Below are 25886 nucleotides of genomic sequence, written 5' to 3' on the forward strand. Positions count from 1 at the left end.
ATGGCTCAACAACAGAATCCTGATGAAAGTAATTTCAAATTCGCAGCATCTTTTATCAAAGTCATAACTTTTGCTATTGCGCTTTTTTTAGTGGTGGTATCAAGATATGCTTTTGTATTTTTTTCTGCGGCGATGTTACCAACGATAATTGCGCTCTTTTTTGATCGCCATACTCATAAATGTGCTTCTGCTACGATTTGTACATTTAATTTGATAGGAGCGATGCCATATTTAATAAGATTATGGGAAAGCCCATCAATTAATACCATGGCAAAATTAGTGATTGCTGATGTAGATACATGGATGATTATATACGGAGCTGCATTTGTAGGTCAGCTCTTATATATGTCGATGCCTTTATTAATAGTAAGAGTGTATTCTGCAAAAGCTAGGGTACAAGCGGGTATTTTAGAGAAAAAACAAAAGCAACTTTGTGAAGAATGGGGAATTATAGTGGATGAGCAAACACCACCTAATTAAGCTTTGCCTATAGCGTGGGTCAGTTAGTAGTCACTGCTTGCGTTTCCTCACATTAAAATTTAACTGTCAATATCTGACTCTAGCTATACCCTCTTAGATTGATAATTTCATTTATTGAATTAGCGATGATTTCTAGATCAGTTGGGCGTGCAAGACGATGATCAGCATCTTTAACGAGTTTAAGTACTATAGTATCACCTGCAATTTTTTCCATAAGTTTTACTGAAATATGATAAGGTACGTCTAAATCTTTTAGTCCGTGAATTAGATGCGTTGGACAATCAATGGCAATAGTTTTTCCGTCTAGTAATAAATGATTTCTGGCTTCATGCACTAGTTTGTAACTAATTGGGTACTTCGTGTCGCAGCAGTTACCGCTAACCTCTAATACTCCATCTTTTTGCATCTTTGTTTGTTGTATTAAAGGTAATTTTTTCCAAATTAATTCTTCGGTAAAATCTGGAGCAGCGCTTATGCAAATAATACCAAGTAAGTTATGAGGATTTTTGATTGCATAAAGTAGGCTAAGCCAGCCACCCATGCTTGAACCTATTAAAACTATCTGGTTGTCTGTCACTAATTGATTTAAAATCATTTCAAGGCCACCAATCCAGGAGCTGATAGTTTGTTCGGTAAAATTTCCGGATGAGTTACCATGACCAAAATTATCAAATCTAATAAAATTATATCCAGCTTTTATGCAGTAGTTTTCAAGGTATAATGCTTTAGTGCCATGCATATCACTCATTAGACCATGCAGAAAAATTATGGTAATAGTGTTTTTTTGGTTGCTTTTAATCTGATTATAGACAATAAATTGAGTATCATCAGCATTATTATATATTTTTTTCATAATTTCATGTTGAATAGCAATGTCTTTGCCGGTTAATAATCATCCAGAATATCATAAAAAAACTATCTTACAAGTACTACCATCTTTAGTATCTGGTGGAGTTGAACGTGGTACAATAGAACTAGCAAGAAAATTAAAAGAATTGAATTATGGTTCACTAGTAGTATCTGCAGGTGGATCATTACTAGAACAATTAAAAGAACTTGATATTCCTCACATCAAGCTAGATGTAGACAGCAAAAATCCATTAAGAATTAAAGCGAATGCCAAAAATCTGGAACAGATAATCAAAGACTATAATGTTGATCTAGTGCATGCAAGATCACGAGCTCCAGCATGGAGTTGCTATATGGCAACACGTTCGACCAATGCTAAGTTTATCACCACTTTTCATGGAATTTATAATATTTCAGGAATGTTTAAAAAATACTATAATAGTATCATGACTAGGGGTGAGGTAGTTATTGCTGTGTCTAACTTTGTTAAACAGCATATTTTAGAAAATTATGATATTGATGAAGATAAAATCAGAGTAGTATATCGTGGTGTCGATCCGAATTATTTTACGCAAGCTAACATTAGCGATGAATTATTGTTAAAATTTAGAAATAAATATCGTGTCCGCAAATCAATGTCGGTAATCTTATTACCAGCAAGGATGACCGAGTGGAAAGGTCATATAAATCTAATTGAAGCATTAAATAAAATTAAACATCTGGATTTTTATTGTTTAATGGTAGGTGATTTATCGAAGCATCCAGCGTTTGCCAAAAGAGTGATGGATCGCATTACCGAACTTAAATTACAGACTAAAATTCAGATATTTGGTAATGAATTAGATATGTTGGGGTTGTACGGGATAGCAGATCTGGTACTATCTGCTTCAATTGAACCAGAAGCTTTTGGGCGAACAATTATTGAAGGTCAGTCCATGGAAAAGTTAGTAATAGCTACCAATATTGGCGGTGCGGCAGAAACTATTATTGATGGCATTAGTGGTTACCATGTCAAGCCTAGCGATGTTGATGATTTAGCAGACAAGATTCAACATTGTTTAACCATATTAGGGAGCAATCAGGCTAAAGAGCTAACTGCCTATGCTAGGCAATCAGTGTTAGATAATTTTTCTCTTAAATCAATGTTGAATAAGACCTTGAGTATATATGACGAATTGTATACTCGGGTGTATACTCGGTGAAAATCTGCGGATTGCGGTGTCGTATCTAAAGATCTGCGATGCTCACGTATTAAGTATACGCTGCGCTTCTCGACTTTGATACTCCTAGCACTCCTTGATTTTGACCTTCGTCTACAGACCTCTGGTATAGCCTAAAAATACTACCTTATCGATTTATAAGCTATATAATTATGCAAGGGCTCTGCTCAACTTCAGCTAAAGATCACGGAGTATATGTGGCAAAAATTTCTGGATTTATTATCGTAAAGAATGAAGCATCTAGAATTACTAATGCAATAAATAGTATTAAAAAGATAGTGGATGAAATCATAGTTATTGATAGTGGTAGTACTGATGATACTGCAAAAATTGCTGAATCATTAGGTGCTCAAGTGGTGTTTAATGAATGGCCTGGCTATGTAAAACAGAAGGCTTTTGGCGAAGGTTTGTGTAAACATCAGTGGATCTTGAATATTGATGCAGATGAAGAGCTATCACCAGAATTGCAAGATGAGGTCGAGTTTATTTTTAGCTCAAATGTGCAAGATCGTTACTATGCATATCAGATTAATTTTGTAATTCTTCATCGTAATGATCTGAAGCCTAGATTATTTGCTCCGGCCAATAAATTTATTAGAATATATAATCGTGCATTTTGTAGTTTTGCTAATACACTTAAGACCACTACTCATGATGCAGTATTGTTCAATGATGGTATTAGTTCTATCAATATGGTATATGATCTAAATGCTATAGCTTTTCATAGGTCAGGAACATCAATTACTCAGCTAGTTGATAAAGCCAATTTTTATTCTACAGAACAGGCAAAAGATATGCTATTAATTGGCAGAAATCCTGCAATAATCAGAATTATTTTTGAAATGTGCTTCTGGTTTTTAAAAGCATTTTTTATCAGAAGATATTTTGTATTTGGTTTTGATGGATTTGTAGATTCGGTAATTTTTGCTTTTGCACGTTTTATTAGATTAGCTAAGGCTAGGGAGTTTAATAAGAAGTAATATTTTGCTTTTGTTGTTTCCAGAATTATGCGATGAAGTTGTTTTAGAAGTATTTCGAGTAATCAATCATTAGTAATAGAATGCAACAAGATAAAGAAGAATCAGTAATTTCCATGGAATCACAATATACCAAGAGAGCAACAGTGGCTGCTCTGGAGAATTTGTTATACCAAGCCATACCAGTGTTAGATCACGGTTTTATTAGAGTCATTGATTATATGGGTGATGATAGCGCAGTGGTACAAGCAGCACGCGTATCATACGGTAAGGGTACTAAGCAAGTTAATCAGGATAAGGGTTTGATTAACTATTTAATGCGTCATCTTCATACTACTCCGTTTGAAATGTGTGAAATGAAATTCCACATAAAATTACCAATTTTTGTTGCAAGACAATGGATACGCCATCGCACTGCTAGTGTTAATGAATATTCTGCTAGATATTCTATCTTATCTAGAGAGTTTTATTTACCGGAGTCTAGTCATCTTTCAGTTCAATCGATTAGCAATAAACAAGGAAGAAGTGTCGATAAGATGCCACCGACGCTTGCCAATAAAATCCTTGATACTTTAAAAAATGATGCATTGAATTGTTATCAGCATTATATAGAAATGTTAAATGAAGATGAGCAAGGTAATATTATTGATGAAACTAGCGTCGGTTTAGCTAGAGAGCTTGCTAGGATGAATTTGACTGTAAACTATTATACAGAATGGTATTGGAAAATTAATTTACATAATTTATTACATTTTTTGGCTCTAAGAGCTGATGCTCACGCACAATATGAGATCAGAGTATATGCTGCAGTGATGTTGGATATTGTCAAATTATGGGTACCTTTTGTCTATGAAGCATTCGAAGAGTATGGATTATGTGGAGCAAAATTATCAAGAAAAGGGATTGCTGTCATCAAAAAATTGATTAAGGGTGAGGAAGTAAATCAGGAATCTAGCGGGATGAGTAAACGAGAATGGGAAGAATTGCTGCAGGTTATAAGCTAACATCATTTCTTGAATGAGACATATATTAAAGTTCAAGGCTATAGAATATAAAACAGAAGTTTTTCTTTTTTTATTTTTAGGGTTTATTAGCGGTGTACCGTTTCTTTTAGTATTGTCTACTTTGGCGTTTTGGTTAACAGAGTTAAAGATAGCCAATACTATCATTGGTATATTGATGCTTGCCACAACTCCATATAGCCTTAAACCCTTATGGGCACCGGTTATTGATAATTTTAACCTACCTATTTTAGCTAAATTTTTGAATATTAAGTATTCGTGGGGTATTTTATCTAATATATTGTTGGCTGTTAGTATTATCGGGTTAGGATTTAGTGACCCACAACATAATTTATGGGTGACCGTTCTTTTTGCTGCCTTAGTATCATTCTTTGCTGCTACTCAAGATATCGTAATTGATGCTTTGCGCATCGAGTTAACTCCAGCTCATCTTTCAGGTATAGTGGCAGCATCGGAATCTATAGGCTTTCGTGCCGGCATGTTAACTTCTGGAGCTGGTGCGCTTTATATAGCGGAATATTTTTCATGGTCGATAGCTTATAGCTTTATGGGAGCTATAGTTGTTTGTGGAAGTTTGGTTTTTTGGTTATTACAACGTTTTTCGAAGGTCAGAACTCAAAATCAACAACCTAAAATCAATACTGATAGACCTTTTCTGCGACTTTTCTACAATTCTTTTTACAACGTCGTATCTCAACCATACTTTTTTCCGATCATTGCGTTTATTTTTTTTTATAAAGTTGCTGACACTTCTCTTAATGCGATGTCAGCGCCCTTCATATATGCATTAGGGTTTAGTAAAATAGAATATGCTAACATCTCAAAATTTTTTGGTACCACGATGATGATTTGTGGTAGTTTAGCTGGAGGATTGCTGGTTAATCGCTGGAATGCGTATATAACTCTCAAGCTTTACGGCGGGCTACAAATAATCTCGGCATCTATGTTTATTGTCCAGACATATATGGGCTATAATACTTCATGCTTAATTTTGACTTTAGGCTTGGAAAGTTTGGTCTCTGGTTTAGGGGCAGTAGCATATCTGGCATATCTGGCTAAATTTTGTCGTTCATCTTGCACAGCCACTAGCTTTACCGTGCTTTATTCATTTGGATCGCTATTTCGAGTGCTAATTTCTTTGCTAGCTGGCTGGTGTGCTGATTATTTAGGGTGGTATATACTTTTTTCTTTAGCGGCTGGATTAACTATACCTATTTTTTATTGTCTTAATAGAGTTGAGCGTTATAGTTACTTGAGTTGAATTAGCGTTTCATTTTTATGAAGTCATGCTGAATTTATTTCACTTCGTGGCTATTCCAGAGCAGCATCTTATGTAATTATCAACAGATTCCGGGACACGCAATGTTCATCTTTAAACACATGATGTCATCCCGAAACAAGTTCGTGATGACATCTAAACAACTACGTCTACATGAAATTTTGTGGATCAATATCTACTCGTATTTGGCAACTAGATGGAAATTTCACTAAACCTAACCAGGTTTTGAGATATTGTTGTAAATTAAATTTCTTAGCTGTAACTATTAATATTCTATATCTATATTTACCCGATAATTTTGCGAGCATAGCTTTTGCTGGCCCTAGTATTTTGACATTACTTTTAGGAGCAATTGCTACTAGTTGCTTTGCATAATCAAAGATTTTATGTTCATTTTTGCCAGTCAAAATAATAGATGCCATTTTCGTAAATGGCGGTAAATTTGCATCTCGACGATTATTAAGCTCATATTCTATAAATTGTTCTTCAGCATTGTTTTTAAGTGTTGAAAACACAATATGATCTGGGTAATAAGTTTGTAACAAGACTTTTCCTGGTTTATGTTCTCGTCCGGCTCTCCCGCCAACCTGATGCAATAATTGAAAAGTACGTTCGGCAGCTCGTAAGTCTCCGCCCATCAAACCCAAATCTGCATCTATTATTCCAACTAAAGTAAGATTAGGAAAATGATATCCTTTAGTAATCATCTGGGTTCCAATTAATATATCAATCTCATTATTCTCCATTTTATGCAATAGAGCTTGCATTTTATTGGAGTTAGTAATCTCATCTTTGCTGACAATTGCTATTCTATAATTGCCAAAAAGATGTTGCACTTCTTCAGCGATTCTTTCAATACCTGGACCACAAGCAATCAAAGTGTCTCCGGCAGAGCATATCAAGCAGGTGAGATGAATTTTGCATATATATCCACAATGATGGCATTCCAGATGTTTGCTATTTTTATGCACAACCAACCAAGATGAACAGAATCCACAGGTAAAGCGATAGCCGCATGAACTGCACAACATTAAAGGAGCATAACCTCTGCGGTTTAGAAATAATAAGGTTTGTTCTTTTTTTAATAAATTTTCTTGGATAGCAGTAGATAGCGAAGGAGATAACCAATTATTGTATGGTAAGCGTTCTTTACGCAGATCAACAATTTCTACAGGTGGTATTGTGGCGCCTGAATAACGGTTTGCTAGCGGTATATTATGATATTTGTCAATTTGTACATTATAAATTGTTTCTATTGATGGGGTGGCTGATACTAGCACTACTTTAGCATTTTCTAAACTACCACGTAACACTGCCATATCACGAGCATTATATAATATTCCCTCCTCTTGCTTATAAGAACTATCATGTTCTTCATCTACAATAATTAAGCCAAGATTTGTATATGGTAAAAATAAACTACTGCGAGCACCAATTACCATTCTTACTCGACCATCTAAAATTCCTCTTAATGACATTTTTTTTTGCGCTTTGGTAATAGAAGAATTCCAGATCACTGGTTCAAAACCGAATCTATTGATAAAACGTTGAATAATATGGTTGCTAAGTGCAATTTCAGGGAGCATAATTAGTGTTTGCGCACCTGCTTGTAAATATTCTGCCACTAAATGAAAATATATCTCAGTTTTACCAGAACCGGTAACTCCATGAATAAGCGTTGGTTTGTTGACCATTCTTAACTTTGCTAGAATTTCATGTTGATTTGTCGATAAATTTGGTAAATTAAAATGTGATGGGATATGCTGGTGTCTGGTTTTTATCGGAGATACTGAGATATCTATTGGTAAAACCAGTTTGACCATAGACCCTAGTGGGCTTAAATAATAGCTGCTAGCTTTATTAATAAAATTCATGGTTCCTGAATTTAAAGTAAAATCACCAGGAGCTTTTTGCTGCACAGTTTTTAAGACAATAGTATTATTACTGGCTATATTAGAAGTTGACCAAACAATACCAGTACACATTTTGTTTCTAAATGGTACTATAACCAAATCGCCAATAATAAGCTGTAATGCTTCTGGTGCTAAATACTCTAAAGGAAATAATTGGGTAAGAGGTAATAATATTTTGACAATTATCATAATAGTGCTAAATTATTTTATTCAAATTAGATTTAAGATTTTTAATTAATTTTTAAACATACTAATGTCTATTTAATTAAGTTGTTGTGTCTTATCTACAAAAATATACCCTAGGTTGTTTTGTATGACAGGTAACGGACTTTGGGATGACAACGCGAGTGATGATGTAACCCAAGGTTTACTTTTTGCGGTTGCATTATGTGAATATTATGGTATACTCTATTATTAACATTTAATAACGATTTACATATGACAAAGAATACTACTTGTCATTTTAAGACATTTCATGAATTTTTAAAAATAGGTGTTGCTAAAACAGAAAAACACGCATTAATTTTTGGTATATTAAGCATTACAGGGCATTTATTTTTTTATATTAGAAATGAGTATTTTGATTTTTTCGAATATGAAAATATCACGCTGAGGGCTTGTGGATTATTTTTCTCTATCTTCTTAATTATATATAATAAATGTTCTGCTAAAGCTTTTAATATAGTACGACTTATTTGTTTATATGCAAGTTTAGTTTATCTAGGACCATTTTTCTTCACCTTTATGTTATTAAATAACGCAAATAGCTTGGAATGGCAGCTAAATTTTCTGCTCTGGTTAGCTATATATATATTAATAATGGATTGGTGGAATTTTGTTTGTATTGCTGTAATAGGCATTCTATTAGCTATAGCTATATATTTATTTAATAATAACCAAGTGCAATTTGAATATTCCTTGTTATATCATACTACTTTAACCAGCTTTTGTATTTTATTACCTAGTTATTTTTTTGCCAAAAATATTAAAGCTACTGAGATGGAGCGACAAACATTACTACAAAATACCATGGTAATAAATATAGAATTACAAAAAAGAGTTGTTGAGGTAAAACAGTTGTTAGAAGCAAAAACGAATTTATTAAATTATATTAGTCATGAAATACGTACACCGATTCATGCTATTTATAATATATCACAGTTGGTATATGAGAACTGGGAAGGAATGAATGATGCCGAATGTAAAAAACAAGTTAGAAATATAGCTAATAGTAGTTTATTCTTAACAAACTTAACCACAGACTTATTAGATCTATCTAAGCTTGAATCAGGAAAAATGACCTATAATTTTAATAAAACTGATCTAGTATCCTTAGTTCGCGATGTTGTTCGTCAGTGTAAAATATTGTATTTATATGGAAAAAGATTGAACATAACTTTCAAAACTAATGATAAGGCTGCTTTTGTCTATGGTGATCGTATGCAGATAATAAGATTATTAATGAATCTATTTAGTAATGCAATAAAGTATACCAATACTGGTACAATTACCGCAATTTTACAGTTTGTAGATAAGGCTGAAGCACATTACTGGCAGTTTAGCTTAATTGATCAAGGAATTGGTATTCCTGAACACGAATTGCAATCTATATTTGATGCATTTAATCGTGGAGGGCAGTCATCATCAAATATAGTGGGAACAGGTCTAGGGCTCGCCATTTGCAGTGAAATAATTGCTGCCCATCATGGGACTATCTGGGCGGAGAATAATCCTAAGCCGCAACTAGGAGCGAGGTTTAGTTTTATTATTCCAGCTCTAGATTATAGTTAGATTAGTATAATATGACGAAACCACTACGGTTAGTATCTTCAAAACAAAAAACATATAACATTCTTTTTGTAGATGATGATCAAGCATGTCATGATGTAATATCTTTAATATTACATGATCCATGCTATAAAGTAATCCATGCTTATAGTGCAGTTGAAGCTCTTGAGTTGGTGGAACAATTTTATCAGAAATTAGGACTAATTCTTTTGGATGTTACCCTACGTGATATTAGTGGATATGAAGTATACCGTGTTATACGAAGCAATCCAGCGTCACATAATATCCCAATAGTATTGCAAACTGGTCTTACAATTTCTGTGTCAGATTTAAAACAAATCATTGGCGTAAATGAAATCGATGTAATTTATAAACCGTATACAGCTAAAGCGCTTCTTGAAGTCATTCATAAATTGTGTATACTCACTGAAAGTAAATAATTGTGTGTTTGCCATACTTAACTCAAGTCACTGTTTACAGACCTAGCGCTTAGTTTGATTTTGACTTCATATTCAAAAATTTACTAGTTTATATTAATTATGGAGAGATGGCCGAGTGGTTTAAGGCGCTCGCCTGGAAAGCGTGTTCACGCTTTGCGTGTCAGGGGTTCGAATCCCCTTCTCTCCGCCAGTTATTTCTCATACATAGAATTCATTAGACCTCTTCAGAAACTAATTTTTAGCAGTAATTTTGTCGTCGAAATTTGTTTGCGCTCCTCAAATATATTAAATATTCTGCGGTGCTCAACTACAGATCGAATAAAACTTCCTCACTAAGAATCAGTTTCTGAAGAGGTCTATTGTTTATTCACAGAGCCTAAGAGCCTGCCTTGAAAGATGATCGAATTTTCACGCGGAAAAATATCTCATGAAAGTATTTGAGCAAAACATTATTAATTTATACTTTGATGTAGGCAAACAGTGGCTAGCTGATTTACCAAAGTTAATCGTGCAGGTGGAAGCGACCTATGAATTATTGGATTTAAAGCCAGTTGAAAATTTAAGCTACAATTATGTACTATCTGGTTTTCAAGGCTCTAAAGCAATTATTCTAAAATTAGGTCTGGATATTGATGGATTCAAACGGGAAGCTGCAGCACTAATGGCGCTTCAAGGGTTTGGTGTTGTCCAGGTGCTTGCAGAAAGTAACGGCTTGCTTCTGCAGATGCGTGCAAGCCCTGGTGTTTCTTTGAAGTCCTATTCTCCTGAAAATGATGATGAGGCTATTAATGTCATGGCAAATGTCATAAAGCGATTGCATAAAGCACCGATACCTCATGCACACACATTCCCTCACATTAAAGATTGGCTTGCAGCTTTAGATAAAGATTGGAGCATACCAGCACAATATCTTCAAAAAGCAAAACGGCTACGTGATAATTTGCTAAAGACCTCAGCTAAAGAAATATTGCTCCACGGGGATTTGCATCATGATAATATTTTGAAAAATGGTGATGATTGGGTGGTGATCGATCCAAAAGGTGTGATTGGTGAGAAAGCCTATGAAGTAGCTGCCTTTATCAGAAACCCTATGCCAGAGTTACTTGAGCAAGATAAGCATTTAAGTATTATTAAGCATCGTATCACTCGTTTCGTTGAATTTTTTGAATTATCAGAGCGCCGGATCATTGATTGGTGTTTCGTGCAAGCGGTACTTACATGGATGTGGGGCATAGAGGATAGATGTAATATCGACTATTGGGAACGGATGACGAAGATTTTAGATAAGTTATGAACATGAAGTTATAATTTGTTGAACACTCTCTCAAGTTAAGGAAAAAGAGGTGATATAACTCGTTATTGCGAGCTGATGGCGAAGCAATCCAGCAAGTGAAAAATTATTTTTGACCGATTTGCCACGACCACTATCGTGGTCTCGGCTTAGACGGTTCGTATTGTCTCTTTTTCCTTAACTTGACGCATATGGTTTGTTGAACGTTATGATTTCAATATAATTAAAACTATAAAATGACCTTATAGCTACAAACACTCCAAATTTCCGTCTACGCCAGCCGATCATATTACTATGATCGTGGCGCACCTGACGTTTAACCCCATGCTCATTTCATTTATTCAGATTTTAGCTAAAATATTAGGAGTACTATAATAAAATTTACTAAATATTAACACTTGAAATTTATAGTAATTTAAAGGCAGTGTTATTATGTTGCGCCTAATAAGAATGGTTTTCTTTCCAAGTGGTTTGCGGAACGACAAGAAAAAGCAAAAGAAAAAGCATGGAAAGAAGATTTTATTAAAAGAAGTCAAAAAGAGTCAGAACAAGCATTATTCTTTCAAACGAAAAATCAAGAAAGGAACACAGAGCCATTTAATAAGGATTTCATCAAACTTAGTTTTTATAAAATTAATGGAAAAATATTATGAAAGTCATAGAGTATTCGCTTAATCAACAAACTAAAGAGCTACCACTAAAGGATAGCACAAGTAAAATAGCAGCTCATTATAAACAATCTCCTCAAGATGTATATGTTCTTGGAACAGCTAAAATAAGTGATAATAAAGAATTACGACTTTATTCAACCATGGGTAGTGCAGTACGTGCTAATATAATTGATATTAACACCAGCCAGATAACCAAAGTGAAGGATCATGATTTACCGCCGGAGATGCAAAAAATCAAGACTCCAGAAGTATGTGCAATATACTTGAAGAATCATTTTATTACAAATACTACATTAGATAATGGTGATACAAGGCTGCAGAGCAATGTTCGTGGACTTGGTGGCGGAAATAGTATTGGAGATTTAAGAGATAAAACGAGAGAAAAAAATGTAGAACTGAAACCTAAATACATTAACAGATTAGAAGATATTCTATTTTCAAACGAAAAGAAAGATATAACTAGTCTTGCTCTAGCAGCAGAAGCTTTCGGCAACTTAATCAGTAATGGACATAAATGTTCAGAAAGAACGTTAGTTGGACTGGAGAAAGTTTTATCTAGTACTTACGATCTAGCATCGTATCAGGCTCTTGCAGCATTTGATAACATTGCTGGAAAGAAGCAACAATTACCAGACTCGGTCTTAACAACAATTTCTCAGGAATTAATCAAGAATGCAGCGGTAGATATACCCTCTGTCTTAAAATTTCCTACTGAGTCCACAATATTATCTATAACAGAAATGTCTGGTCTAAGAAAGATAACGATTGCAGAAATTTTATATAGAGCAGCAAAAAATGGTCAGCAATTACCAGAAATTGCAGTTTCTGGTCTAGAGATGCTATTGAATGACCACAATGGGGATATACTCAATAATGCAGTGCTTGGTCTAGCATATGTAGCTAAGTTGAGTAATTTATCTACAACAGCCATTGCTGGATTACAAAAACAATTATCCACAGTACATAAAGAGAATGTTAGCATCATCCTTGCAGGTCTTGCAAAACGTCAACCACTGGGATTATCCACTGATGCATTAGAGATGTTAGGTAAGTTTTTAAATAGTCATGAACAATCAGATTCGTTTAAAGTAATAAAACATAATGCTTCTGTAATTTTAGCTCATGCGGCAGTAGATGGTCAAAAATTACCTAAAACGGCAATTTTAGGTTTAGAGCAAGCATTACTAGATAATGATACAGTACCAAATGCAGCATATGGGTTTATATTTTTAGCAAAACAAGCACCATTATCCGAGATGGCAATTGTTGGATTAGAAAAAGCTTTATCTCATTCTGAAGCACAAGGTGCTGCTACTGCTGCATTAAGAAATTGCGTTAGAGAGCAAAAGCAGCAATTGCCTATCAGTACTTTAGAAATAGTAAGTAGTTTTATCAATAAGACAAATATTCCTGAATCAATAAGACAAAATGCAACTTGGGTTTTAGGACATGTGGCAGCAAATGGCCATGGATTGCCTGAATCGTTAATCACGAATTTAGAACAGGTGCTAGATAGCACTAACTCTGATATACAACAAGCAGCAGCATATGGATTTATTGGATTAGTATCACAAAAGCAAGAATTATCAGAAACATCAATTATTGGATTAGCAAGAATAGCTGGAAGTAATAGTGAAGCTGGCAGTAATGCTAATATTGCTTTAAATCAAATAGCGATAGTAGCATTACAAAAATTGCCGGATAGTGTGTTAAATACTTTAACTTCGAGATTAAATAATAATAGTATTACAATTGATGCAAGAAAAAATGCAGCCCTAACCATTAAACAAGCGGTAATAAATGGTCAACAATTATCAGAAGTTGCTGCTTTAAACTTAAAAACAGCTTTAAATAATGAAGATGGAGCAATAAAAGAACTCGCAAGACAAATATTGAACTAGTGTTTAAGGTGGAGGGCGCTGAACTGTGTAATTTTAAAGTAAGCGTTCACGGTTTTTAAAATTGAACGTCAATATACGACTTACAAAGCTGGCGACCAACGTCATTGCGAAGAGCTTTAGTTCTGAAGCAATCCCAGTTCTTTGTACTAGATCTTCTGGATTGCTTCGACTAAAAGCCTCAGCTCAGACGACTTTTTTTTAAAAACCGTGAACGCTTACATTTTAAAAATTATCTCCCAAATTCTAGTCTATCAGGAATAGTAAATCAGACAACCGAAAACCGTGAACAACGCTCACATTGAAATTATATCTATTATTTATTCTTAAACTCTTGTGCTACTTCAGGTGGCATATAATTTTCATCGTGTTTGGTTAACAATTCGTTCGCTATAAATAGATCACCAGATAATTTCCCTTGTGCAACTATACCTTGACTCTCTCTGAATAATGCCGGTAGCATACCTCTATAAAATATTTTTATTTCTTGAACATGATCGGTAATTGTAAAAATTATCTCATTAGCTTTTAACTTGCTAATCGAATTAGGTTTTACAATACCACCTATTCTAATTTCCTGATTCAGTGGAGCAGAAGTTATCTTTGAAGGTGGATAAAAGAAAGTGATATTTTGCTCAAGGTTATACAAAATAATATATACGCCCAATGCACAAGAAGTTATAGAGCATAATATTAACAATAGCCTGTTTTTGGTTTTCTTAAGCATTAATATACGAGTGAATTTAGAAATAATTAGAATAGACCTCTTTAGAAACTCTATTTCTGCGGATGATTTATACCTCGGTGCCGGCACTCAAATTCGGAACAGACCTAAAGTGCGTTGCTAGTTGAGGGTTCCATGTCTCCGAACACCCCTCTCTCATGCTTTAGTTTGTGAGAGAGGTAAATATAATTAAGGTGAATTAGGAATGAATCTCAAGTCTCGCCTGTGCAAACAGTTATAGCAAAGCCAGTTGGATTATGGTACGTTAATTTCAGAGCGAGGTAGATTATTTGTTGTGCACAGCTGAGACTTGAAAATTGACGTACCATAATCCAACTGGAGAAGCTATATATAGTGAACACAAAGACGGTAGTGCATTGGTGTAACGATCCATATAATTTATTATAACTTAAACTGCCTACTGACTGTTTTTGTCGAGCTCGGATTTTTTTGGTAGGTTAATGGACTTAATATATATAAACCAATTTTGAATAAATAATCCAACTAGAATTAATAAAGTAAATAAATAACCTAACTGTAAATAACTATCGATAGCCAAAAGCGTTAATTTCCTACAGTTATTGTTTTTTGTTTTGCAAGTTCAATAGATAAGTCGCGTGCTTTCATAGGATCCATGCTAGCAAGAACTGGAGAGACTTTAATTTCTTTCATATTACTAACAACCTGCAATAATACCGGCATTTCAAGTTCATTGAATATTTTTGCAGCATCTCTTGGTTTCATATTCTCATAAATCTTCACTAAACTCATAATCCGACCAAGTTCTTTTTGATCATATTGTTTCATCACTTCTTCAAGTTTGGCTTGGAGATCTTTGAGTTCAAGCATTTTTTGGTCGATTTTATTTTCAGTGGCTCTTAGGACTTGTTCACGAACTTTTAGCTCTTCTTGATTTTTATTTAGTTCCACACGTCTTTTTGATAGCTCTTTCAATAATTTCAGTTCGGCGTTACTAATATTAGGTGTTTCTAACAAAGAGGTTCCTACTGGTTGCGATGGTTGTGGCGTTGGAGGCGGTTTATTTCCTGATTTATTCCCAGTTTTGCTTCCCGGTTTATTGTTGGTTTCCTGATTAGCATTTTCTACTTTTGGGGGTTCGTTTTTTTGCGGAGTATTGTCTGGTTTCTGATCTAGATAATTATCATAAACTTGTTGAGTTTCAGTGTCATTGGTTTTTTTATCAGTAGCATATGCATTATCTACTAGAATAGAAGTTGCTGCAGTATCTGTGGTGTAACCAGCATGTGCTTCAATTTTATTGAATAATGTCCATAGCTTTGCTGATAAGACAGTCATCAATATTACTAAAATAGGAGAAAAGAATTTAATCTTCATTTTTTTGTACTAACCCTTCTTAAAGAATCATAATAATTTAATTGATTTAGAGTAATTCCATCATCAGTTTTTTTAGTTACTATATTGTTTAAAAACTTTTTAAACTGATTGGCGTAATCTGCTTGATTGGATGTTGTATTGGTATTAGCGTAGGCATTAGATGTATCTACTTCTTCCGCTAAATCATCATCAGTAAATTTTGATTTTAAAGGATCATCGCTATTATCAACATATTGTGAATAAGATTGTTGTACATCTGATGAAGCTTTGCTGTTAGTATAATTTCTACTGCTATTGTGTAAGCTTGTGATTTGTTGGCTTAAAGAATCAGCCAAATTATTACCAATTTCATTAAGCATTAGCAGTTCTTGATAGATGCTGTTGGCAGAATCTATAGAAGATTTCAACTCTTTATTAGTCATCGTAGCACATTCATTGAGTTCAGTAACGCTAGCAGCAGCTTTTACAATTGACACATTTAGTTCTTTAACCATTCTAGCAAATTCGATACGACTATTCTGCAAATCTTGGATACGACGATTTAATACCCAACAATAGGTGATACAAATTCCAATCAGGATGATCAATAAAAAATCTAACAACATTTTGTCTAATCTTCAATAATATTGGTTATGCTAACAGCTACTTTATTTTCAACTTTACCAATTTGACCTTTGAATAAAGCGATATGCCCAGAACGTACTAATATATCTTCATGTTGAACATGATCAATTACAATTGTATCACCAATTTTTAAATTAACAACTTCACACAAAGGAGTGGGTCTATTAATAATTACTGCTTCAATAGGTAAGTCAATCTGATAAACTGCGTTGAATATCATCTCTTCCCAGACTATATCATTTCCAAATTTATCGCCAAAAAATACTTGTTGCAACTGTTCTTTAATAGGTTCAATAGTTTTATATGGTATCACTAGATCCATATAGACTGCACGATTTTCGATTTCTATTTTAATTTTAAGTACAATAATGGCATCTCCTGGCCTGGTAATTGTAGCAAAATTAGGATTAGTTTCTAATCGTTCTAAGGAAAAAGTAGTGGAACTAACCGGTTCAAAGGCATGTCCTAATTCTGTCAGCACTATTTCAGAGATTTGTTTGACAATCCCTTGCTCAATGGAAGTCAATCCTATGGATGCTTCACGTTTTACTTGAGCAGTAGCATTTTTTTTCCCACCCAGTAAAATATCAATAAAAGTAAATACTAGACTATCATCTAAAATTAGCAATCCAAGATTTTCCCATTCAATAGCCTTAAATACGACTATTGGTAACGGTGCTTTCATCGTTTTAAAATATTCTCCAAATCGTAACGAATCAAAACTTACAATTTCTACATCCACAGCCTCTGAGGTTAAATGTCGAAAGGCAGTAGCAAGATGTTGTGAAAATTTTTCAAACACAATTTCAAGCATTGGTAATCTTTCGTATGATTGTAATGCTTGATCTAATACAGCTTTAACTCCTGTAGATAACAAAGAGTGGGTAGTTGGTTCGCGCTCGCGATTTAAATCAATATTAGGATTATTTTCTATGTTATCACTAGACATAATTGCTTTTTCTCGCTTTTTTAACTGTATTTAAATTCACTGCTTGTTAAATAGACTTCCTTTTGAAACTCTACTTTTGTGGATGATTTGTACCAGATCCGGTACTCGAATCCGAAACAAACCAAACAGTACGCTGTGGGTCGAGGTTCCGTATCTCCTTCAAATCCTCTCTCTTCAACTGAGTTTCGAAAGAAGTCTATATATTTTGACAGGAAGCCTATTTGTTAAAACTCAGTTAATCATCATTTCTTTAAATAATACATCTTTAATTATCATGGGAGCAACTATCTTATTAATTCGTTTTGTTAGTTCTTCCTTTAATAGCAGTATACCACCAGTGCCGCTAAGATCAGCTGGTCTTAATCCGGTTAAGAAAGCTTGAAAATTATCGATAATCATTGGCGTTTTTGCTTGCACTAGTTTAGTTTCAGTTTCAGAGGATACTCGTAATGTAAGAGTTAATCTTAGATACACTGGCTTACCTTTTTCGTTTGCTGCTAAATTAACTATCATTGGTTCTAGTGCAACATAGCTGTTAGTGATAGCTTCAGCAGTATCAGCAACAGCTGCAGCATCCCTGCTATTATCGCTATATGTTTTTGGTTTTCTTACTATTTTGAAGAAAAAATAAGCCCCGGCGACAGCACAAATTAATAATGGAATAATAATTAGCGCAATTTTTTTAATTTTTTTATCACTTTGAGTTTTATCGGTTGATGCAACACCTGGGTTAGTAGTAGCCGTTGGAGTCAGGGGCTCGTCTGGTGCATCAAAAAAACTTTTTGCCATATTGATCAAATTATTGATTAGTTATCTGTTTGAAATTTGTAGCAGTTTTAAACATTATCATATACAAATACATGTAGATTTATTTTTTCTCTACTGAAATCTTTTGAGAATGTAAAACTTTAATCTATTATTGAGTTTATGATACACAGTTTAACTCTGCTAACGCCGATGATTGTCTCATTTAGATACATTGTTGTGATTATTGTAATGTCGTTTTATGGCAATTCAACTTGTGCCAGTAATAGCACTTACATTACATTATCTAACCAGATGGCCAGAAAGACACAACTTGCAATAGTTGCTAATAATGTAGCCAATGCAAATACTACTGGGTATGAAGCAGATAATGTGTTATTTAAAAATATTGATACTAAACAATCAACAAAACGCTCTAATTCTTTTGTATACACTGAAGGCGTATACAAAAATGGTGATCGTGGTACCTTGCAAGTAACTAATCGTTCAATGGATTTAGCAATCGCAAGTGAAGGATATTTTAAAATTCTAACAGAACAAGGTGATCGATATACGTTAAATGGTGGGTTATTTATCAACAGCGAGTATATGATAGTGAATGCAACAGGGTTGCCTTTTGCTAGTAGAGACGGGCAGCCAGTATTAATTCCGGTTGATACTCAGGATGTTAGAGTTGCAGCAGATGGTAGTATTTATGCAGACGATGACATTATCGGTATTATTGGAGTCTTTAGTATAGCTGATATTAATCAATTGATAAAAGAAGGGAACAATTTGTACAGCACTAGGGTTCGTGATACCTTGCTTGATGACTTTACCATTATTAGTGGGGCACTTAGAAGTTCAAATGTAAGCTCAACGAAAGCTATGACAGAGATGGTAGAATTACAACGGTCGTTAGGCGCTACTAATAATTTGATGTCTAGCTTAGCTGATTTAGAGAGAAGTGTAATAACTAAAGTTGCTAAATAGATTAAAATTAAGAAATTCTGTTGTGATCAAATTTTTTGTTAAGAAGTGTTAGTAATTATATAATAATACAATTATGTGCTATAGACATATTTCTGTATAAAAAAACATATTTAGGTTAGTTCATTACTAAATAAAATCATCAGAAACATTTAATTATTTTATAGGAAATTATAATATGGCATCAGCAATAACATCTATTTCTATTCCTTACTTGGATCAAAATCAGCTGAAAAAAGGTGAAGTGAAAAACATGTGTTTAGGAGTAGATATTAATTCTATAGCTAATAACACATTAAAAATGATAGGAAACGATTTTTTACAAATACAGAAACAATATAATAATTTCATAAAAGGTGAAACAGACCTTTTACAGCGTAAGGATATACAAGATCTGATACAAGGACTGGATAATATTATATTAAGATTAGATAGTTGTTTAGCTAATGAGAAGCTGAGTATGGATGAGGTCAGATTCGTATCTGACATGAGGCGCAAATGTGAACAAATGCAGGAGACATTAAAAAAAATGCTAAAAATGATAGAAAAAATATTGAATAACGAAATGGATAGATTAACTAATAAAGATCCAATAAATAAAATTTCAAATATAGATATAAATGTCTAAATCAACTGAAAAAAGAAAAAAAAAGCAGTTGTTTTGTTGTCAATAGGTGCTTTTCTAGAATATTTTATTTGTACAGTTTTAGGTTTTACGAGGCTTATGCTGAAGTTTTGTATATAAGTTTAAGAGAGGAATAGCGGTTTAACACAGTTTGTTAAAACATTAACCTCCTGCAAACTCAATCGTGAGAGAGGTTTATTATCGAAATGAAATGTTCACAGAAGTCTAGATTTCGTGTGTGTATGAACTTTTTCGATAAGTAAAAATTTTAGTTTTTATTTAATGGTTTTGTTTTATCTTGAGAATTTGTCATGAATTCGATGATGAAGTAGCCTCTATTGTATTGTGAATTATAATTTGTAAAGGAGTCTGAATTATGACCATAGCTGCCTTGAATGCTGCTGCAGCAGCCGTAGAAGTTGAAAGAACTAGGATTGAGGTATTAGCAAACAATGTTGCAAATGCTAATACTACCGGATTCAAGGCTTCTGAAGTAGATACAGAAGATGGTTTTTATAACACTTTGAAAAGAGCTGGAATACAGGAAAATGCTGATGCCGGTAAACGTCCAGTTGGAGCACAAATAGGTTCTGGGGCTAGTATTGCCGGTATACATCGTATTTTAACTCAAGGAGCATTCAAAACAACTAACCAGCCGTTGGATATTGCTATTGCAGGAGCCGGGTATTTTGCAATTAACATTCCAACTTTTCCTAATGGCCGAGGGTTTACCAGAGATGGTTCATTTAAGATAGATCCAGATACTGGACAAATTGTTACTATTAGAGGAGAGCCATTATTAGACGGTATAACTATTCCTAATGGTATAGGGCCTGAATTGGTTACTATTGCTAAAGATGGTACCGTAAGTTATACTGATCCTGCAACAAATGCACAAAATGAAATTGGACGAATTCAGCTTTGGACTTTTCCAAATGAAAAGGGTTTGGAAGCAAAAGGAAGTAATACATTGGTTGAGACTGATGGATCCGGTGATGCACTTGAAGTTGCTGACCAAAATAATAGGTTCTTACAAAATAAATTAGAGATGTCGAATGTCTCGACTGTAGAAATGCTGACAAAATTAGTGGCTGCGCAACGGGCTTATGAGCTGGGGGTACGTTTTATTAAAGTGGCGGATGAGCTAGAGAAAGAAGTAAATAACATCAAAAGTTAATTTTAATGTGGTATAAATGTATTAAGATTACCCATAAGGTAAAATTTTTTATACGGAGCTCAAGAAAGGTTCGTTTAAACAATGTATAGCCAGTATATTAAAAGATAATGTAATAGACCTCTTGCATAAGCTGGAACTGGATCAAGTTTTGACGACAAAATTACTAACCAGGATAGTTTATCTAAGAGGTCTAGGGGTAATTCACAAAATATTTCAAGGTTATTAATGTTGGTATTTGAGAATCAGACTAGACTTAATGTTTGCATGTGAGTAGATATTCATTGGTTGGAGCTTTTTCAAATTTATTAAGCAGTATTGCTTTAAAGCAAGTTTTAATATTATTATTAATATTTTTATTTTCACCATGTTTTGCTGCGGATGATCCGTTTGATGCTAAGATAGAAGATTTAATCTATGAGAAACTTGGTAACAACCAGCTGTTGATTGAAGTGCAATATGAATCAAAAGATAGAGTAGAGAATTTTAGGCGTAGGCAATCAGAAATTGACAATATATCTTTAGTAAGATTTGATCCTAGCTATGCAACTTTTAAAGCTAAAATACAGTATCATAATGACTCTACTGATGAAGTATTTGGTAGATACGAAACTTTCATAGAAATGCCTTTTGCTTCAAGATTTATTAAAGCAGGAGAAATTATTGCAGCAGGTGATGTTACTTTAGTTAAAACCAAAGCATTGCGTATTAGAGAGCAATATTTGGTGGATGAGAATGATATAATAGGTAAGCAGACAAAAAAGAACTTTACTGCGGGAATGCTATTTAAAAATAATGAATTAATACGTCCACCAGTAATCAAGCAGAATGATCCTGTAAATATTATCTATAGTTCTGAACGGATAAAACTTAAGACTTCTGGGACAGCTCTTGGCACAGGTGCTATAGGTGATATGATCAAGGTAAAAAATGAAGATACAGGGATAGTATTGCTTGGTCAAATAATTAGTAAGAATACAGTGCAGGTGGGGTGGCATGATGAATAAGGCAATAGGCTTTTTCCAAAACTCTAACTTTTGCGGATAATTTGTACATGGGATCAGCTCTGCTATTCAAATATTCAAAAAAATCTATGTAAGCCTGCGTCACATAATGTAATAGACCTCGCTCACAAACCGCGTCAAAGAGAGGATTTGCAGAAGATATGGCAGCTTGGTTCTAGTGTATTTTGGTTTGTTTTTCTTGCGCCACACCAAGGTACAAATCATCCGTAAGAACGAAGAGTGTGTGTGAGGTCTAGTGTAAACTTACGCACCCGTCCTCTCCCTACCTCTCTCATAGTTGAGTTGTAAAAGAGATTTAATAGTTAAAAAATGTGTAAGACAAATACAAAATTACGCAAAATACTTGAGTATAAAAAAGGTTGTTTGGCAATGAAATCCTTAATTGAGTTAAGTTATATCAAAGGGCTAATCTCGATATTACTATTGTTTTTATTGAGTAGCTGTACTGAAACCATGGATAAATTAAAGCGAGTAGGGCGTAGCCCTGAGCTTGCTCAGGTAGCGCTACCAACAGCTGATGAAGAAGCGGACGATATAGACCAAGTTAAGCTGGAGCAACAAAGAAGTTACATGAGAAAAACTAATTCTTTATGGCAGCCAGGTTCTATAACTTTTTTTAGAGATAATCGTGCATGGCGTATTGGTGATATTGTAAAAGTAGTGGTATTAATTAAGGATAGCGCAAAACTTAATAATACTACTAACCAGAGTCGTGATGGCTCTGATACAATGGGTATTCCTAGCTTGTTTGGCAAAGAAAGAGCTTTGGCTCATACAATTTCCAGAAACGCAGACCCTGCGTCATTGCTAAGTACTAATACTACTCGTAGTCACAAGGGTAGTGGTAATATCGCTCGCCAAGAAAATATTAGTACTGAGATTGCTGCATTAGTTACTAGAGTATTACCGAACGGTAATTTAGTAATACAAGGTCACCAGGAAATACGAGTAAATTACGAACTTAGAGAAATAAAAGTTGCTGGTATTATTAGACCAAAGGATATTAGTTCTACTAACTCTATTAATTCTGATCAAGTTGCTGAGGCTCGTATCTCTTATGGTGGTCGTGGGGTAGTTAGTGATGTACAGCAACCAAGAGTAGGATCTCAAATCATAGATGCTATTTCACCTTTTTAAGTATTATTCTTGTAAAAATTTGTTCACAGAATCTAAATTCAATGAGAAATTTAGTGTCTTCAAAGGTAACTAATCTTGCTCATGCTTTAGAAGTACATGTGTTACGTTTGCTTCCAGGAAAAGATTTAAAAAAAGAAATAGTAAGCTTTGTAATAAATAATGATATAAAAGCTGGTTGCATTTTAACTGCTGTTGGCAGTCTTAAGTCAGTTAATATACGATTTGCCGGTAAAAAAGATGGTGATAAAAAGTCAGGAAAATATGAAATAATGTCTTTAGTCGGTACATTAGATAAGAGCGGTAAGATGCATTTACATATTGCCGTATCTGACGAAAATGGACAAATATCAGGAGGGCATTTGTTAGAAGAAAATATAATACGAACTACTGGTGAGATAATTATAGGTAGCATTGCTGGAGTGGTGTTTACAAGGCAGTTTGAACCATTATCTGGTTATGATGAGTTAATAATATTAGAAGATCATTCTTAACAAAAGAGACATGGGAGCAAAATCTTAGGTGAGCGTTGTTCACGGATTCTAGCAAAAGTGTCATTGCGAGCGAACGTCAAGTTCGCGTGGGCAATCTAGTCTTTATCAGCTATTTGGGCTGATTCCTGGATTGTTTTGTCGATTAAATCTCCTCGCAATGACAGTGGCGAAATATCTTTATAAGTCGTAGAGGTATACTGATCTGACGTGCCTTTATTTCCATACAAATAAAAAAAGTTGGTTAGCTTAATTACCAAGTTCCATTAAAATTTGTTGTAAATTACCATCATTTTGTTCTTGTATATCTAACAATTGTAATGGTTTGCCAATGATCACTTTGATATCACTGAATGGTAAAGGCATTATCAGTTGATCCCAACTTTTTAACAAAAAATATTTAGTTGCTTCGCAGGATACAGGTATTAATTTTGCATTATATTTTTTGGCAATGGTCGTAATATTACTATTAATTTTGTATATAGGGCCACGAGGTCCATCTGGAGTAATTACTATATTTGCTCCAGATGATAATTTTTGAATAATGTTCTTCAATGCACCAACAGGATTACGATTAGTAGATCCTTCGATAATTCCAAAACCAAATTTATTGATAACTCTACTAATAATTTTACCATCAGCATGAGATGATACTAGTGCTAAAGTATTTTTTTGCCCACAAAAAATTTGTGGACCAAAAGCAAGTCTGTTATGCCACATGGCAAAAATTACTTTACGTTCTGATAAAAATTGTTCTTTACCATAATTATCTGGCCAAATAAAGTGGCACTTTGCAGTAGCATATACTATTTTTAAATACCAATATATTATGGTTGATAATAGTCGAAAAATAACCTCATTTCTTTTTAGCAACGATTTTAGAAATTTTTTAGTCACAGTAGTTTATTGCAAGCAGTTTCTATTCGTTCTAATGCTGTCTCAATTGTATCTAGTGAGGTTGCATACGAAATTCTAAAATAGCCATCGAGCCCAAAAGCAATGCCAGGCACTACTGCAACATTTGCATCTTCCAGTAAATATTGTCCTAGATCGTTGCTGTTATTAATTACTTTGCCTCTTGGATCACGTAATCCAAACAAAGCTTTGCAATCTGGAAATAAATAAAAAGCGCCCTCAGGTTTATAACAAGTTAAACCTTTTGTTCGTTTGAAAATGGATAGTGCTAAGTCACGTTTTTGCTGAAATCCCAAAGCATTGACTTTGATAAAATCTTGCTTACCATTTAATGCTTCGATAGCAGCTATTTGACTGATAGAAGATGGATTTGAGGTGCTTTGTGATTGGAGAATAGTCATAGCTTTAATCAATCGCTTGTCGCCAGCACCATAACCTATTCGCCAACCGGTCATAGAATAGGATTTTGATACTCCATTTACAATAAATATTCTATCTTTTAAGTCAGGCGCTACCTGAGCAAAGGTAAAAAATTTAAAATCATCAAATACTACATGCTCGTATATATCATCAGACATCACATATATATGTGGATATTTGCGTACCACTTCTGCAAGTTGAGCTAGCTCATCATGCGAATATGTAGCACCAGTAGGATTACTAGGGGAATTAATTATTACCCATTTGGTTTTTGCAGTAATGGCGCGCTCAAATGCGGTTGGTGTTAACTTAAAGTCACTCTGCATTTCACATTTAACAAATACCGGCACTCCACCAGCTAATAATGTCATATCAGGATAAGATACCCAATAAGGGGCGGGAATAATTACTTCATCCCCATCATTTAGTGAAGCCATAAACAAGTTATATATAACTTGTTTACCTCCATTACCCACGATAATTTCATCTAATTGATAATCTATATTATTTTCTCGTTTAAATTTACCTTGTACGGCCTGTTTTAACAGTGGCATACCATCAACATTAGTATATTTGGTCACCCCGCGACGTATGCCGTCAATAGCAGCGTCTTTGATATTTTCAGGTGTATCAAAGTCTGGTTCTCCTGCTCCTAAAGAAATAATGTCTATTCCCTGTGTTTTTAATTCAGCGGCTCTTTGGGCAACTGCCAAAGTAGGCGATGGTTTAATTACTTTTAGACGTTCAGACAATAATTGCATAGATTTTATACTCCATTTTCAAAATAGTAACTAATGGCAAGGAAGGATTATATTAGTTATTAGTAATAAAATCAAATTATGTCTTGATAAAAAAGTATATAAGATAAAATTAGATCTTTGATTCTA

The 25886-nt window shown here is 34.1% G+C and carries 24 protein-coding genes and 1 tRNA gene; 16 read left to right on the forward strand and 9 right to left on the reverse strand.

Going from position 1 to position 25886, the window contains the following annotated elements:
* Positions 1–480, forward strand: a complete 480-nt coding sequence (locus tag R2I74_RS06945) for a hypothetical protein (RefSeq protein ID WP_316354845.1) — start codon at positions 1–3, stop codon at positions 478–480.
* A 79-nt stretch (positions 481–559) separates the two neighbouring features.
* Here the strand turns inward: R2I74_RS06945 and R2I74_RS06950 are convergent, their stop codons facing one another.
* On the reverse strand, positions 560–1333 hold the full coding sequence (locus R2I74_RS06950) for an alpha/beta hydrolase (protein ID WP_316354847.1): 774 nt from the start codon (positions 1331–1333) through the stop codon (positions 560–562).
* A 19-nt stretch (positions 1334–1352) separates the two neighbouring features.
* Here R2I74_RS06950 and R2I74_RS06955 point away from each other — a divergent pair, with 19 nt between their 5' ends.
* The 4 genes from R2I74_RS06955 to R2I74_RS06970 all read left to right on the forward strand — a co-directional run bounded on the left by R2I74_RS06955 (position 1353) and on the right by R2I74_RS06970 (position 5809).
* The gene (locus R2I74_RS06955; RefSeq protein ID WP_316354850.1) at positions 1353–2531 is read left to right on the forward strand and encodes a glycosyltransferase family 4 protein; all 1179 of its coding nucleotides are present in this window, start codon (positions 1353–1355) and stop codon (positions 2529–2531) included.
* 215 nt (positions 2532–2746) lie between these two features.
* Entirely contained in the window at positions 2747–3529 is a 783-nt protein-coding gene (locus R2I74_RS06960; RefSeq protein WP_316355345.1) for a glycosyltransferase family 2 protein, read from the forward strand.
* A gap of 113 nt (positions 3530–3642) precedes the next feature.
* Complete coding sequence (gene thyX / locus R2I74_RS06965) at positions 3643–4530, forward strand: FAD-dependent thymidylate synthase (protein ID WP_316355347.1); 888 nt, start codon at positions 3643–3645, stop codon at positions 4528–4530.
* A 13-nt stretch (positions 4531–4543) separates the two neighbouring features.
* Positions 4544–5809 carry an MFS transporter gene (locus tag R2I74_RS06970; RefSeq protein WP_316354853.1) on the forward strand — a complete coding sequence of 422 codons (1266 nt, stop codon included), beginning with the start codon at positions 4544–4546 and terminating at the stop codon, positions 5807–5809.
* 167 nt (positions 5810–5976) lie between these two features.
* Here R2I74_RS06970 and priA read toward each other — a convergent pair whose 3' ends face one another.
* Entirely contained in the window at positions 5977–7929 is a 1953-nt protein-coding gene (gene priA / locus R2I74_RS06975) for a replication restart helicase PriA (protein ID WP_316354855.1), read from the reverse strand.
* Positions 7930–8178: 249 nt separating this feature from the next.
* Here priA and R2I74_RS06980 point away from each other — a divergent pair, with 249 nt between their 5' ends.
* The 5 genes from R2I74_RS06980 (at position 8179) to R2I74_RS07000 (ending at position 13831) form a co-directional block, all read left to right on the forward strand.
* Positions 8179–9531 (forward strand): sensor histidine kinase, encoded by a 1353-nt coding sequence (locus tag R2I74_RS06980; RefSeq protein ID WP_316354856.1) that lies wholly within the window; start codon positions 8179–8181, stop codon positions 9529–9531.
* Positions 9532–9542: 11 nt separating this feature from the next.
* Entirely contained in the window at positions 9543–9968 is a 426-nt protein-coding gene (locus R2I74_RS06985) for a response regulator (protein ID WP_316354859.1), read from the forward strand.
* Positions 9969–10069: 101 nt separating this feature from the next.
* Positions 10070–10158, forward strand: a tRNA-Ser gene (locus R2I74_RS06990).
* A gap of 237 nt (positions 10159–10395) precedes the next feature.
* Complete coding sequence (locus R2I74_RS06995) at positions 10396–11262, forward strand: aminoglycoside phosphotransferase family protein (RefSeq protein ID WP_316354861.1); 867 nt, start codon at positions 10396–10398, stop codon at positions 11260–11262.
* A gap of 646 nt (positions 11263–11908) precedes the next feature.
* The gene (locus R2I74_RS07000) at positions 11909–13831 is read left to right on the forward strand and encodes a hypothetical protein (RefSeq protein WP_316354863.1); all 1923 of its coding nucleotides are present in this window, start codon (positions 11909–11911) and stop codon (positions 13829–13831) included.
* 313 nt (positions 13832–14144) lie between these two features.
* On the opposite strand, the gene ccmE is transcribed toward R2I74_RS07000, so the two are convergent.
* From ccmE to R2I74_RS07025, 5 genes are all read right to left on the reverse strand, one after another.
* Positions 14145–14555: a cytochrome c maturation protein CcmE gene (ccmE, locus tag R2I74_RS07005; protein WP_316354866.1), complete on the reverse strand. Its 411-nt coding sequence runs from the start codon at positions 14553–14555 to the stop codon at positions 14145–14147.
* A gap of 561 nt (positions 14556–15116) precedes the next feature.
* Positions 15117–15908 (reverse strand): MotE family protein, encoded by a 792-nt coding sequence (locus R2I74_RS07010; RefSeq protein ID WP_316354869.1) that lies wholly within the window; start codon positions 15906–15908, stop codon positions 15117–15119.
* On the reverse strand, positions 15905–16513 hold the full coding sequence (locus R2I74_RS07015) for a DUF6468 domain-containing protein (protein WP_316354870.1): 609 nt from the start codon (positions 16511–16513) through the stop codon (positions 15905–15907). The genes R2I74_RS07010 and R2I74_RS07015 overlap by 4 nt, the downstream gene beginning before the upstream one ends.
* Before the next feature lie 5 nt (positions 16514–16518).
* Positions 16519–17481 carry a FliM/FliN family flagellar motor switch protein gene (locus R2I74_RS07020; RefSeq protein WP_316354873.1) on the reverse strand — a complete coding sequence of 321 codons (963 nt, stop codon included), beginning with the start codon at positions 17479–17481 and terminating at the stop codon, positions 16519–16521.
* Between the two features lie 231 nt (positions 17482–17712).
* Positions 17713–18270: a flagellar basal body-associated FliL family protein gene (locus tag R2I74_RS07025; RefSeq protein WP_316354876.1), complete on the reverse strand. Its 558-nt coding sequence runs from the start codon at positions 18268–18270 to the stop codon at positions 17713–17715.
* Between the two features lie 138 nt (positions 18271–18408).
* On the opposite strand from R2I74_RS07025, the gene R2I74_RS07030 reads away from it, so the two are divergent.
* From R2I74_RS07030 to R2I74_RS07055, 6 genes are all read left to right on the forward strand, one after another.
* A complete protein-coding gene (locus R2I74_RS07030) occupies positions 18409–19218 on the forward strand; it encodes a flagellar hook-basal body complex protein (protein WP_316354879.1) in 810 nt (269 codons plus the stop codon).
* 175 nt (positions 19219–19393) lie between these two features.
* The gene (locus R2I74_RS07035; protein ID WP_316354881.1) at positions 19394–19843 is read left to right on the forward strand and encodes a hypothetical protein; all 450 of its coding nucleotides are present in this window, start codon (positions 19394–19396) and stop codon (positions 19841–19843) included.
* Positions 19844–20216: 373 nt separating this feature from the next.
* Positions 20217–21017 carry a flagellar hook-basal body protein gene (locus R2I74_RS07040; RefSeq protein WP_316354883.1) on the forward strand — a complete coding sequence of 267 codons (801 nt, stop codon included), beginning with the start codon at positions 20217–20219 and terminating at the stop codon, positions 21015–21017.
* A gap of 266 nt (positions 21018–21283) precedes the next feature.
* Positions 21284–22021 (forward strand): flagellar basal body P-ring formation chaperone FlgA, encoded by a 738-nt coding sequence (gene flgA, locus R2I74_RS07045; RefSeq protein WP_316354885.1) that lies wholly within the window; start codon positions 21284–21286, stop codon positions 22019–22021.
* A gap of 327 nt (positions 22022–22348) precedes the next feature.
* On the forward strand, positions 22349–23176 hold the full coding sequence (gene flgH, locus R2I74_RS07050; RefSeq protein WP_316354887.1) for a flagellar basal body L-ring protein FlgH: 828 nt from the start codon (positions 22349–22351) through the stop codon (positions 23174–23176).
* 41 nt (positions 23177–23217) lie between these two features.
* A complete protein-coding gene (locus R2I74_RS07055; RefSeq protein ID WP_316354889.1) occupies positions 23218–23667 on the forward strand; it encodes a PPC domain-containing DNA-binding protein in 450 nt (149 codons plus the stop codon).
* Between the two features lie 246 nt (positions 23668–23913).
* Here R2I74_RS07055 and R2I74_RS07060 read toward each other — a convergent pair whose 3' ends face one another.
* Positions 23914–24561 carry a lysophospholipid acyltransferase family protein gene (locus R2I74_RS07060; protein ID WP_316354892.1) on the reverse strand — a complete coding sequence of 216 codons (648 nt, stop codon included), beginning with the start codon at positions 24559–24561 and terminating at the stop codon, positions 23914–23916.
* Positions 24558–25760, reverse strand: a complete 1203-nt coding sequence (locus tag R2I74_RS07065) for a pyridoxal phosphate-dependent aminotransferase (RefSeq protein WP_316354894.1) — start codon at positions 25758–25760, stop codon at positions 24558–24560. The genes R2I74_RS07060 and R2I74_RS07065 overlap by 4 nt, the downstream gene beginning before the upstream one ends.
* Between the last annotated feature and the right edge of the window lie 126 nt (positions 25761–25886).

Source organism: Candidatus Trichorickettsia mobilis, from assembly GCF_963422225.1.
Classification (GTDB): Bacteria; Pseudomonadota; Alphaproteobacteria; order Rickettsiales; family Rickettsiaceae; genus Trichorickettsia; species Trichorickettsia mobilis_B.